Origin of the sequence: Saccharospirillum sp. (genome assembly GCF_039982735.1) — a bacterium.
Lineage (GTDB): Bacteria > Pseudomonadota > Gammaproteobacteria > Pseudomonadales > Natronospirillaceae > Saccharospirillum.
This window is the reverse complement of sequence record NZ_JBDWXV010000006.1, coordinates 1-12,080: the sequence shown is the minus strand read 5'-3', so window position 1 is coordinate 12,080 and position 12,080 is coordinate 1. Positions and strand designations below refer to the sequence as shown.

At 55.2% G+C, this 12,080-nt stretch carries 10 protein-coding genes; 3 read left to right on the top strand and 7 right to left on the bottom strand.

The genetic code is table 11. The features are described from left to right. The 3 genes from ABJT94_RS03955 to ABJT94_RS03945 all read right to left on the bottom strand — a co-directional run. The coding region (locus ABJT94_RS03955; protein ID WP_348473718.1) for a sugar phosphate nucleotidyltransferase at window positions 1-300 on the bottom strand (300 nt) is incomplete at its 3' end. Between the two features lie 77 nt (window positions 301-377). Beyond that, entirely contained in the window at window positions 378-725 is a 348-nt protein-coding gene (locus ABJT94_RS03950; protein ID WP_348473716.1) for a MarR family EPS-associated transcriptional regulator, read from the bottom strand. A gap of 451 nt (window positions 726-1,176) precedes the next feature. Further along, window positions 1,177-2,541, bottom strand: coding sequence for an MBL fold metallo-hydrolase (locus tag ABJT94_RS03945; RefSeq protein ID WP_348473714.1), 1,365 nt, complete (start codon window positions 2,539-2,541; stop codon window positions 1,177-1,179). Window positions 2,542-2,813: 272 nt separating this feature from the next. Here ABJT94_RS03945 and ABJT94_RS03940 point away from each other — a divergent pair, with 272 nt between their 5' ends. Beyond that, entirely contained in the window at window positions 2,814-5,663 is a 2,850-nt protein-coding gene (locus tag ABJT94_RS03940; RefSeq protein WP_348473712.1) for a hypothetical protein, read from the top strand. A gap of 33 nt (window positions 5,664-5,696) precedes the next feature. Here ABJT94_RS03940 and ABJT94_RS03935 read toward each other — a convergent pair whose 3' ends face one another. Then, window positions 5,697-6,554, bottom strand: coding sequence for an SUMF1/EgtB/PvdO family nonheme iron enzyme (locus tag ABJT94_RS03935; RefSeq protein ID WP_348473710.1), 858 nt, complete (start codon window positions 6,552-6,554; stop codon window positions 5,697-5,699). A 195-nt stretch (window positions 6,555-6,749) separates the two neighbouring features. On the opposite strand from ABJT94_RS03935, the gene ABJT94_RS03930 reads away from it, so the two are divergent. Beyond that, the gene (locus ABJT94_RS03930) at window positions 6,750-6,896 is read left to right on the top strand and encodes an NAD-dependent epimerase/dehydratase family protein (RefSeq protein WP_348473709.1); all 147 of its coding nucleotides are present in this window, start codon (window positions 6,750-6,752) and stop codon (window positions 6,894-6,896) included. Between the two features lie 182 nt (window positions 6,897-7,078). Here the strand turns inward: ABJT94_RS03930 and rfaH are convergent, their stop codons facing one another. From rfaH to metG, 3 genes are all read right to left on the bottom strand, one after another. Further along, window positions 7,079-7,636, bottom strand: coding sequence for a transcription/translation regulatory transformer protein RfaH (gene rfaH, locus ABJT94_RS03925; RefSeq protein WP_348473707.1), 558 nt, complete (start codon window positions 7,634-7,636; stop codon window positions 7,079-7,081). A 100-nt stretch (window positions 7,637-7,736) separates the two neighbouring features. After that, window positions 7,737-9,263: a hypothetical protein gene (locus tag ABJT94_RS03920; protein ID WP_348473706.1), complete on the bottom strand. Its 1,527-nt coding sequence runs from the start codon at window positions 9,261-9,263 to the stop codon at window positions 7,737-7,739. Window positions 9,264-9,467: 204 nt separating this feature from the next. Further along, entirely contained in the window at window positions 9,468-11,552 is a 2,085-nt protein-coding gene (gene metG, locus ABJT94_RS03915) for a methionine--tRNA ligase (protein WP_348473704.1), read from the bottom strand. 228 nt (window positions 11,553-11,780) lie between these two features. On the opposite strand from metG, the gene ABJT94_RS03910 reads away from it, so the two are divergent. Continuing rightward, window positions 11,781-12,080 (top strand): sugar phosphate nucleotidyltransferase (locus ABJT94_RS03910; protein ID WP_348473702.1); only part of this gene is annotated, 300 nt, incomplete at its 3' end.

Here is a 12,080-nt window from a genome sequence, read left to right as displayed (position 1 = left end):
CAGTGCCTGAAACGCCGCCAGGGCAATGGCCGGCGCGGTATTGCGGCCTTCGGGCTCCAGAATCAGCTCGGCTTTGGTGCCCAGATCCGCCATTTGTTGGGCGATGAGAAAGCGGTGTTCGTCGTTGCACACAACAATGGGGTCAGCATCCAAACCTGCGCTCTGAAGCCGTAACATTGTATTTTGCGCAAGACTGAATTCATTGCCAGTAAGCGAAAGGCATTGTTTTGGGAATAGCTCTCTGGAGGTTGGCCACAAGCGGCTACCAGTGCCGCCTGCTAGTAAAACCGGGATAATCATCTTTTCCATTGAATCCTGTTAATTTTTTTCGGGGTCAATTGTGTTGAATCAGAACTGAAGTAACTTTTTTGCTTCTATCATTCTTTTTGCCGAGCTAGTTCACCAGTTTCTATTACTTCGGCACGAAGTTCTTCGATTGTTCGTTGTATTTCTTCGTACTCTTCCAGCTTACACCTTAGAAAGCGTACGGTTACTGTGGCCTTCTCCTCGATACCCAGAGGAGTCAGGTAATACGCATAGGCCATTTTACGTTCACTGTTTTTGAAATTACCTGCAACTACCCAGCCTTTATCCAGCAGTGCTTTCACACAGTAATTGACCTTACCCAGGCTCAAGCCAAGTTCTTTGGCAATTTGGCGCTGTGTTAGCTCTGGATTTCGCTCGATGGTGCTAAGCAACTGATATCGGAGTTCATCGGAAAGCATAGTAGGCACGCTGGCTAATGGGCATTAACGGATGTTAGTGAGCTGTGAGCAGTGAGCAGTGAGCAGTGAGCAGTGAGCAGTGAGCAGTGAGCAGTGAGCAGTGAGCAAAATCGTAAATTCGGTATGTATTGGTGCAAGCCTTTTTGGCCGATTTGCCAAGAATTTCTCTGAATCGGATTTCTTAAAGGCTCTGGAATGGGGTTTTGCGAGGTGCTGAAAATCGATTAGATTCGCTACCGCCCGGCCGGTTACAGGGCACACCAAGGGGTTGTTCAGTTGTTGAACGCGAATTGTAGGGGGTTGAGGTTGGGGGGTCAAGGGACGTGGTTCGCGTTTTGTTGTTGGTTTGTATTGGGGATGTTTTGGGGGCGTAGGACATGAAGAGACGTGAAACAATGAGAGACGCAGAACACTTAAGACGCCCTTGCGTCAGTCCGTGTTCTGCGTCTGTTCAGTCCGGCACCCACACCGAGGTATTTGGGAGTTTATTGGCCAAGTATTCCCTGAACTGCTGCTTCACTCTCGCGTCGCCATGGACGAGGCGGATTTCTGTTGGGGCATTGGGAATGTCGGTGCAGAAGTTGGTTAGGCCGGTGCGGTCTGCATGGGCCGAGAAGCCGCTTAGGCGGTGTACCTGGGCGTTCATTGGGTTTGGGCGGTTGTTTACTCGTACGGTGTCGCCGGGTTGGGCGCTTTGTATGGCGGCGCCCAGGGTGCCTTTGGCCTGGTAGCCTACGAAGAAGACGTCGGTTTCCGGCATGGGCAGCATGGCTTCCAGGTAGTTCATGATGCGCCCTCCCTGGCACATGCCGCTGGCGGCCAGAACCACGGCTGGTTGTTGGGTACTGGTAAGCCGTTTCACCATGGCCAGGTGGTCTTTGTGGTTTTCTACAGTAATCAGTTGGTCGAAGGCCAAAGGGTAACGCCCTGCTTCGCGTTTGCTTTGCAGGGGTTCGCGCCAGTGGTTTACCAGGTGGCGGTAGGCCTGGGTCATGCGCAGGGCCAGGGGGGAGTCCAGTATTATGGGTAAGGCACTGGTGCCATCTGGATGGATCAGGTTCTGTTCGTGCAGCAGGTCTTCAATAAAAGCGAGTATTTCCTGGGTGCGGCCCAGGCTAAAGGCGGGTATCAGCACGGTGCCGCCATCGGCCAGGGCGCGTTTCAGGCTGTTGCCCAGTTCGGTTTTACGTTCGGCGCGGGCTTCGTGGTCGCGGTTGCCGTAGGTGCTTTCCAGCACCAGGATGTCTGCGCGCTCGGGGGCCTGGGGTGGGTCTACGAACACGGCGCCGGGTGCGCCGAGGTCGCCGCTGAAAACGGTGCGGTGGCCGTGGGTTTCCAGCTCTACGTAGGCAGAGCCCATGATGTGGCCGGCGGGTTGGAAGCGCAGGTCGGTTTCATCGCCGGGTAATGGCTGCCATTGGTTATAGGGCACGGGCTCTAGTTGGCTAAGAATACGGGCCAGGGCTTTTTCGACCAGGTCGGCATTGTCGGGGATGTGAATGCCGAGGGCATCTTCGAGCACCAGGGGTAGCAAGGCTGCGGTGGGTTCGGTGCAGTATATGGGGCCGCGGAAACCGGCGGCGATGAGCCAGGGAATGCGGCCCACATGGTCTATGTGGCAATGGGTGATAATAAGCGCGCTTACCTCGGGCACGGTGAAGTCGAATGCATTCAGAGGCCGGTTGGATTCAGAACCCTGGAAGAGGCCGCAGTCTATTAAGGCGTTGGTGTGTTTAGTCTGGTATTGGTGGCAGGAGCCGGTAACGCCAGTTACTGCGCCGTGGTGGGTGATTTGGGGTGTTACATCCTTGGGCATGGGGGTCCTTATGAGTTCAGAGCTGCGAGCTGGTAGTTATGAGCTTTTAGCTATGGGCTTTGAGCGATTCGCTTAATTGGGGTTGGTTGCCGTTTTTTGAGCGGTTTGACGGTAGCTTATCGTTTGTTGCTTGTGGCTCCCAGCTCGCAACGGCCTTTTGCGAAGCCAATCACAAGGTTTCCGTTTGGCGCTGGAACTCTGTACCCATGCCTTTAAAGTCCCCCCTATTCGCAAAACCGTTAGCCTCAGGGATATAGGGAAAGGGATGAGTAATGACCAGCCACTATGAATCAGGGCAAGATTCGGCGTTTGATGAGGGGTTTGACCCCCTCTTCAGGGAAGATGCCTTCTTTGCCGGTACCAAGCCAACCGATAGCCTTCAACCAGAAGCCCCCCTTCAATCTAAACCAAGTGGCTGCCACGCCATTCGCTGGTATGACCTGCCCCAACCCGTTCGGCAGTTTCTACAACGGCCAGAGCATCGCCGGTTTTGCTGGCAGGCCTCGGCGCAAACGGCCCGTGCCTGGCAACAGGCTTCGCCAAACGAGCATCGGCTGTTCATTGCCTGGGATGGCGTTCGGGCCGAGTCTGTAACCCAGTACCGCCAGGGGTTGCACAGCCATCGGTCGGTGTATGCTTTCCGAACAAATCTACCAGCCCAAAGTACAGCGGTCAGTTCGGGCAGTGGCACGGCCGACAAATCCGCTTCCCTGCCCTCCCGTTTTGGCGGTGGCGCAGCGGTTGAAGGGGGTGTTGAACACAATGCCTCGGTGCGGATCGTTCAGCCAGAACCCGGCGCTCAACTGCGGCAGGAACAGCGCCCCATTCGCCAGACCCGTGAACGCTATCGTTTAGCAAACGACGAGACCTGGTGGGATTTGGCCCATGAACTCTATGGGGTGCCCCATGCCACGCCGCTGGCCAACCTGAACCACCCGGACTACACCCTGAGCCAACCGCCAGAGCCCGGGCAGGAACTCTGGGTGCCGGGTACGCCGGTGCTCGCCGTTACCGGCACTGGCAGCTACGGCCGTGCCGTGCGGGTGCATTGGCAAGGGCCCACCCAGGGCGAACAATCGGTGCCGTTGAATCGCGACCAGGCCGATGTCGACTGGTCTTTAGATATACCGGTGTCGGCCGGGGAGTATCAGTTGCACGCCAGCAACCGGGATGCGGAACACCCGCTCAATATTACGGTATTACCGCCCGACCCGGTGCCACTGGCGCTGGAAGTGGCTTATCTGCCGGAAAGCGATGCCCTGTTGGTCATTCCGGATCAACTGGCCGAAGTAATAGACCAGGATCACCAGGCACTCACCTCCGCCATCAACGCCCTGAACTCGGCTCAGCAAAACCAGGATTCTCAGCCCGCTACGAATAGTTCAACGAATGGCAACCGTTCAGCAACCCCGGTAGCAACCGCTAAAAACAACGTAATGGCCGCCCTTGGCCCGACACTGACTAGCGCCCAGGGCAGCAACCAGATTGCCGGGCTGACCGAACTGCTCGGTTACCGTGGCCGCAAATTTACCTATGTGCGCAGTGATTTAATTCGCAACCACATTCGTCGTTATTCGCTCAATACCGACGTTCGCAACGCCCGGCGCTACACCAACGAAGCCGGCCAGTTCGATGCCGATAAAGCCACCCGATCTTTGGCGGAAGACTTCAGCCGGGGAAAACTGAAAACCCGCGCTACCCTGGACCTGGGCGCCTTTGAACACAGCCTGACGGACTGGGCGGCGGACTGGAACGCAACGTCAGGCGAACAGCGCGACTGGCTCAGCGCCAGCGAACACTACTCTGCCACTACCGAAGCGGCCATGCTGCGCTTTTTTGCGGGTGCTTCGGCTGAGGCCACCTTTAGCGAAACCGCCATTGGCTTATCAGCCAAAGCCCAAATGAGTGTGGCGCTGTTCGAAGGCAAGGCGACGGCGAGCTGTCATTTCCCCAGCAAGGAAGGCTGGCCCATGCGGCTGGACCTGCCCACCAAAGACGGCGGCACCCAACCGCTCGATTTCGGCGCCATTCGGGCCACCATGACCATTTATTTGATGGGTTTTGCCGGTGTAAAAGTGCTGCTATCGGGCAACATTGATATCAGCATGAACGGTGGGCAGCCAGAAATTCGCGGGCTAAGCAACAACGAAGCCACTCAGAAACAACAAAACGACCCGCACTTCGTGCCCACCGATGTGCAGTTAAACGCGTTTACCGGGGTTTCAGGCGGCTGTGGCGCTAACGGTTCCATTGAATGGGATAACCCGGAAGCCCGGACGGACGATGAGTCGGCGTTTCGGGCGTTGGCCGAGCTGGGCGGTGAGTTTCAGGCCCGGGCGGGTACTGGGTTTACATTGGGTTTCTATGTTGGCTATGAAGATGGAAAGTACAAAATCAGAGCTAAGGCAGGAGCCGCACTGGGCGTAGGTGCCAGCGGAGAGGTGGTGGCCACCGTCGGCATCAATGCGCTGATTGATTTTGTGCAGTTTGTATATCACCAGTTGATGAAGTTTGATTTTCGGAAATTGGAGATTATTGATCCACTAGCTTTTGAAGTATTGCATAAAGTGATATCGGGTATTTTCTCTCTCGGACTTTCTTTTTCGGAGGGACTTGTAGGTACCTTCAACCAGGTATCAGACTGGTGGGCAAATCTGAAATTGCCTTATGAAGAAAATACACATGCCCACCAACTCGCCGAAAGTATCTTAACCGACGATGAAGGGTTGCTGCAGTTCGCTCCACCAGAATCAAAAGCAACGATGCTGAGGACACTATGCGCCACGAAAGAGGCTATTTTCCATCTAGATAACTGGGGACTGAACGGTTTTACAGAGACACGCGAAGAAGCCATCGTTAAGATTCTTAAAACCATCACTTGCAAAAGAGAGTACACGGAAATTACCGAGCGAATGGGCCCAGACGGCCCATTGCATCCAAGCCAAACAGGTTGGTCTGCCTGGGATGGTTTTGATATTATTAGCGGCTCGCTAGACGGAGTTGAAGCCCGTTTTTTCTACGATTGGCGAGATAACCTTCCAGAAATGCCTGTTAAAAATACCAATGCCTCTACTGCCGCACTAACTGCACAATCCGGATTTCCAATACATCGCCAGGCATAAAAAATAGGAGAGCCAATAAGACTCACAAAGTTTTTAAGAATTTAAGGCGCAACGGAAGCCAGTAGAACTGAATTCTGTTGAATACTCGACGAATTCAGTTCTCTTAATAACTGTACTCGCATAAGAGGACTCACCATAAACCCCTCCACGCAATATCTTCTTGATACCATCTTTAGGTCCGTATGGATTATGCATCGGCATTGATTGATAGTAGTTTTCATCATACCAGTCATTGACCCACTCACTCATATTGCCTGACATATCATACAACCCGAGTGGATTCGGCGGGAATATGCCCGAAACATGAGGATTTCTTCTGAAATCGGTATAATTCACACCTACATGTATAGTCCCATCATCTGTACCGTAAATCACATCCAAACCCCGACTGCGCGCCGCATACTCCCACTGGGCTTCTGTCGGCAAATCGAAGGGTTCACCCGTAATTTCAGCCAACCATAAACAATAGGCTTTGGCCCGGGTCCAACTGGTTCCTGCCGGATACTCAGGCCCGCGCCACTCCTGACCGACCACCCAATCACGATCCATTGCGCGGGGCAGACCATTGGCCGCAGTATAAATATCAAAATCCCCATAGCTGACCTCATAGGCGCCAATTGAATAGCTATCGAGCGAAACTTTAACAGCTGGCTTATTATCATCACCCCAGGTTGAATAAAGCCCATCGTACATGATGTCGCCCATCAAAAACTCGCCGCCTTCGACGAACACCATCTGTTCATAGGTACGGTCGATCAGTGCATCAATATCGGCCTGGGTAACCTTGAGGCGCGGCAGGTGTTTGGAAGGGTTGAGGTTCAGGCCGTATAGGGTGGCACCGCCCGCGCTAGCTACAACAATAGCGAAGGCGAGCCAGGAACGCGCTTGCATTGAGTGATCCTTACTCGGGTTTCTGGTTGGTACAGTGTATCAAGCTTTCGTGAGCGTGTTTTTGGTTGGAGTCACAGAATTGGAACGAGCTGCGAGCTGTTAGCTGCGAGTTTTGAGCTGTGAGCTCGTAGCTAGTAGCTATCAGCTGATGTGTTAACTTTTGCGGCAACTCTTCGTTTATTAGGGACTGCAGGGATGACCATTCTTGTTACCGGTGTGGCCGGGTTTATCGGGTGTGATGTGGCGCTTCAGTTGTTGGCTCAGGGCCATGAGGTAGTGGGCATCGATAGCCTGAACGATTATTACGAGGTTCAGCTAAAGCGGGTATCAGCCAAGTATTAGCTTTGATGAGGGCCTTAAGCCTTTGGTGAATGGTATCGAAGGTACGCAAAACACTGAAAGACGTGACACATGGACAGACGTGGGACACCAACTGACGTCTTTCCGTGTTTTACCTCAGTGATTGTTTTGCGTCTTTCATTGTTCTACGCCCCTTAATGTCTTGCGTCACTCAATGCTCCGCGTCACTTCACAACCCGCACCTGGCTGGTGGCCATTTCCAGTTCGCGTTCCTGGCTTAGCAAGTTCAGTAGCAGGATGACGCGCTCTTCACCCTTGGTGGCTTTTACGACGGCTTCGATTGCCTGAAAAGCCCCTTCGGTGATGGTGACGGTATCGCCGGGTTTGAATTCGGGTTCGGGTTCCTGGCCGTTCAGTATTCTGCTGTGGCGCATGAGCGCGGTTACCAGAGAAACCGGTACCGGGCTTGGGTAACCGTGAAAGTTCACGATTTTGCAGACACCCCGGGTAGCGTTTACGGCGGCAAAGCTTTGTTGTGGGCGGATCATCACAAACAGGTAGTGCGGAAACAGGCTTTCTACCCGCACTGAACGGCGGTTGGCGTGGGTTCGGCGCACGGTGTGCGTGGGGTGAAAACAGGTAAAACCCTGGTTTTTCAGGTGCTCTTCGGCACGGAAGCCATCGCGCGGTTTGCACTGAACCAGGTACCAGGCGGGCTGGCCAGGCAAAACCTCATATTCGCCAGTGTACGGATGGTGCGAGGTGATCGGTTGCAGTGTCATCGCGTGATCTCCTGTCGTTGCCGGTGGCTTCCCTGCCGCGGCGGGTGTCCCTGGGTTTAGCGCTTCAAACCGCCGCTCATACCCTGTGTAGTGCACTGGCTCAGTGTGCTTTGCGATCTCTGAACAGATCGGCGATCAGGCTGAAAAACACCGCACCGAACAGCGTTAATACCAACAGCGCAATCAGAGTTTTTATATCGCCGCTGGTAACAGCCCGCGGGGTTGTTTCAGAAAAGGAACCGCCCATTGGCCGCACCAGTTCACTCACTGTACCCACCGCCTGGCGGCCCAGCTGCTGGTGAATGCGCCCTACCACGCGGGTATAGTCGCGCAGGGTTTCCAGTACCATGGGCAGGCGATCCTGCACCTGGTCGACATAACGTTGAATGTCGGCATCGTTTTCTTCGGCCCGGTCGAGTGAGGCCAGCGTCAGTTCAATTTCCGCCATTTCGTTCTGTACATCAAGCGCTTCGTTTTCGTATTCAAGCACCTGTTTGGTCAGTTCTTGCCGGTAGGCGAGATCGTCGCCCTGGCGGGAGACTTCCAGCAAGCGGTCGAGGAAAGCATCGCCCAGTTGCGGGGCCAGGCTGGCCTGCGGGCTACTGCCTGTGCTGCCAGAAGCGGCACCCTGGCCTTCACTGCGGTAAGAACTCAGTACCGTGCGGGTAACTTCGGCACGCTGTTGCCACAGGCGCTGCTGCAGTTCCAACTCTTGCATGCGGCTGTTGTAGAACAGGCGTACAAAATCCGGGTCACGGGCCAGGCCAAGCTCTTTTACCGGGTCGATCAGCTGGCGCAAGTCGTATTCGGCCACATCGGCAATGGCTTTTTCGAGGTCTTCGAGTTTGTAGCCGGTTTCAGGGTCGGTCACGTTGGTGGAATTCGGCTCCTGTTTCAGGGCAGTGATGTTTTCCTGAATCAGGGCAATGTTATCGAGCAGCAGTTCAATGCCGACCAGGTAATCGAGGCTTTCGAAGCGTGCTTCGTCAAAAATGCGCTCGGAATAGATGGGCAGGTTCAGTTCCAGCACGCCTTTTTCGCTAATGGCGCGTTCGGCCCAGGCGTTTGGAATGTCGCGCAGGATTTCGCGGGCCTGCTCGGTTGACAGTGTTCCGTCGGGCAGCTGCAGTGTCAGTAGCATGCCGCTGGCGCTGGCGGTACGCAGATCGGACTGCATTTGTTGCTGCAACTCGGTCGCTTCGGCGGCCGAGAGGTTGTTGTTCATGCGGCTGCGGTAGCGCTGCACAATCAGGAAGTAGTCGGGCGCGTAGGGCTCTATGTTCAGGCCGCGGCGCAATTCGTCGAGCGTCAGCTCGGTGGAATCGAGCTGGTTTTCCTGGTACACGCGGCTGAGCACAGTGGAGCTGATGACATCACTGATCAGAAAGGGGGAGCCATCAGGAAATTCGCCATTGGCAATGCCGTCGAACGTCAGGTCGAAGGCCTGGCTGTAGGTAACGTTCTTTTCACTGGCCAAATAACGCAACGCCAGAAACGCACTGAAGGCCAACGCGACCACCAGCAAGGCTATCATGGCCCGTCCCTTGGTAGCCCAGACCCGCGCCATTAATGCACCAATATCGATTTCGTCGTCGCTGGGGTCGCGACGTGCTTGCTGATCAGTCATTTAACACTCCTGGTTGACCTTCGATCCTTTTAGATGAATCCCGCCACGTGGGCTTCGCCATTCTAGTCGAAAAGCCTTTAGAAACAACGGCATTGGCCATGTTTACCCTGATTTGGGACGCATTGCTCATACAAGGTAAACAGAGGCGTTCTGCAAGAACGCCTTGCCAGGGCTCGGGCTTCCTCGCCCTCACCCACGCCAACACTAGCTAATGCGTGTACCGGGTGCAGCATCGCCGTGGGCTTCCAGAACCCACAGTTCTTTGCCACCACCTGCGGCCAACACCATACCTTCGCTCATGCCAAAACGCATTTTGCGTGGCTTGAGATTATAGACGAGTACCACGTTCTTACCGACTAACTGCTCTGGCTGGTAGTGGCTCTTGATGCCTGAGAACACCTGACGGGTTTTGTCTTCGCCGACATCCAGCTGCAACCGGAGCAGTTTATCGGCACCTTCGACGTGGTCGGCCTCTACAACCCGGGCAACGCGCAGGTCGAGCTTCGCAAAATCGGCGAATTCAATCTCACTGCCCTGCTCGGCTGCTGGCTGCGGCTTGGCGGCCTGCTCGCCTTTGGCCGGTTTGGCCTGCGCCTGGCTTGGCTCGGCGCTGGCCGGAGTGCCTTTTTGGGCATCGGCGGCTACGTCTTCTTTGCTGGCTTCTATTAAAGCGTCGATCTGGGTCAGTTCAATGCGCGTCAGCAGGGGCTTGAACTTGTTGATGGCGTGGCCGGTCAGCACGGTTTCGCGATCGGTAAAGTTCAGGCTCTCAACGTTCAGGAAGGCTTTGACCTTGTCGTTCATATCGGGCAACACCGGGCCAAGATAAAGGGTGATCAGCCGGAACAGGTGAATGCCCATGGAGCACACATCGTGCACTTCCTGTTCACGGCCTGCTTCTTTGGCCATGCTCCAGGGGGCTTTGGCCTGAATGTACTCGTTGGCGCGGTCGGCCAGATTCATGATCTCACGCACGGCCTTGCTGAATTCCCGGCGCTCGTACGCCTGGGCGATGGTAATGCCGGCTTGTTGGAAATCGGCCAGCATTTGCGGTTCGGCAACGGTATCAGACAAGCTGCCACCGGCTTTCTTGATAAAGCCCGCGCACCGGCTGGCGATGTTGACGACCTTGCCGACCAGGTCGGAATTCACCCGCTGGGCGAAATCGGCCAGGCTCAAGTCGATGTCTTCGACACCGGAGCCGAGTTTCGCTGCATAGTAGTAGCGCAGGTATTCCGGGTTCAGATGCTCCAGGTAGGTTTTGGCCATAATGAAGGTGCCACGGGATTTGGACATCTTCTCGCCGTTCACAGTGATGTAGCCATGGGCGAAGACACCGCTTGGCTTGCGGTAGCCGGCGTTTTCCAGCATGGCGGGCCAGAACAGGGCGTGGAAGTTAATGATGTCTTTGCCGATGAAGTGGTACAGCTCGGCGGTGGAATCGGGCTTCCAGTAATCATCGAATGCCAGGTCATCGCGGCGGTCGCACAGGTTCTTGAAGCTGGCCATATAGCCGATGGGGGCATCGAGCCAGACATAGAAGAACTTGCCGGGGGCACCGGGTATCTCGAAGCCGAAATACGGCGCATCGCGGCTGACGTCCCACTCCTGCAGTTCGGCGTCTAGCCATTCAGCGAGCTTGTTGGCCACACTGTCTTGCAGGGTACCGGAGCGCGTCCACTCTTTCAGCATGGCCTGGCATTCAGGCAGCTTAAAGAAGAAGTGCTCGGACTCGCGTACTTCCGGTGTAGCGCCGGTGTAAGCAGACTTCGGGTTAATCAGCTCGTTCGGTTCGTAGGTGGCGCTGCACACTTCGCAGGCATCGCCATACTGGTCTTCACTGCCGCACTTCGGGCAGGTGCCTTTCACAAAACGATCGGCCAGGAATATTTCCTTTACCGGGTCGTACAGCTGGCTGATGGTGCGCACGTTGATCATGTCATTTTCTTTCAGGCGCGTGTAGATCAGCTCGGCGTAGTAACGGTTCTCATCTGAATGGGTGCTGTAATAGTTGTGGTGGTCGATCAGAAAACCGCCAAAATCCCGCACGTGATCGGCCTGAACGGCTTTGATCAGGTCTTCCGGGGTTTTGCCCTCTTTCTCGGCTCGCAACATGACCGCTGTACCATGAGTATCGTCCGCGCAGACATAGGTGCACATATTGCCCATGCTGTTCTGAAACCGAACCCATATGTCAGTTTGAATGTGTTCCAGCATGTGGCCCAGGTGAATGGGGCCGTTGGCGTATGGCAGGGCACTGGTGACCAGTATCTTGCGGCGGTCGGGCATGGGGATTCCTTATGAGCTGTTAGCTGCGAGCTGTTAGCTTTGAGTTAAAACAAACGCGATGAGTTTTCGCTGAGCCGGGCATTCTACCTGATGGTGTGGTGTTGAGAAACGGGGGTTTTAAATTCAGCCGCGAGTTTTGAGCTGCCAGCTCGTAGCTCGTAGCTCGCCGCTAATGCTATCATTAGCGGCATCGTCATATTTAACGGTTATAACCAAGGAGTTCCAAGGATGATCATTCCCGTATTGCTCGCAGGAGGCGTGGGTTCCCGGCTGTGGCCGGTTTCCCGGGAGCTGTTTCCGAAACAATGCATCGCTTTGGCCGACCCGGAGCTGAGCCTGGCTCAGCAAACGCTGAAACGGGTGCAGGCGGCGGGCATCGGTGCCGAGCCCATTGTTGTGTGCAACGACGAACACCGCTTTCTCATCGCCCAACAAATGGCGGATCTGGGCACCAAAGCCGAGCTGATTCTGGAGCCCGAAGGCCGCAATACCGCGCCGGCCATTGCCCTGGCGGCGTTTCAGGCACTG

What these genes read in the sequence shown, in the direction of transcription:
- ABJT94_RS03950 (WP_348473716.1), bottom strand. Translation starts at nt 725, where the DNA reads ATGCTTTCCGATGAACTCCGATATCAGTTGCTTAGCACCATCGAGCGA.
- ABJT94_RS03945 (WP_348473714.1), bottom strand. Translation starts at nt 2,541, where the DNA reads ATGCCCAAGGATGTAACACCCCAAATCACCCACCACGGCGCAGTAACT.
- ABJT94_RS03940 (WP_348473712.1), top strand. Translation starts at nt 2,814, where the DNA reads ATGACCAGCCACTATGAATCAGGGCAAGATTCGGCGTTTGATGAGGGG.
- ABJT94_RS03935 (WP_348473710.1), bottom strand. Translation starts at nt 6,554, where the DNA reads ATGCAAGCGCGTTCCTGGCTCGCCTTCGCTATTGTTGTAGCTAGCGCG.
- ABJT94_RS03930 (WP_348473709.1), top strand. Translation starts at nt 6,750, where the DNA reads ATGACCATTCTTGTTACCGGTGTGGCCGGGTTTATCGGGTGTGATGTG.
- rfaH (WP_348473707.1), bottom strand. Translation starts at nt 7,636, where the DNA reads ATGACACTGCAACCGATCACCTCGCACCATCCGTACACTGGCGAATAT.
- ABJT94_RS03920 (WP_348473706.1), bottom strand. Translation starts at nt 9,263, where the DNA reads ATGACTGATCAGCAAGCACGTCGCGACCCCAGCGACGACGAAATCGAT.
- metG (WP_348473704.1), bottom strand. Translation starts at nt 11,552, where the DNA reads ATGCCCGACCGCCGCAAGATACTGGTCACCAGTGCCCTGCCATACGCC.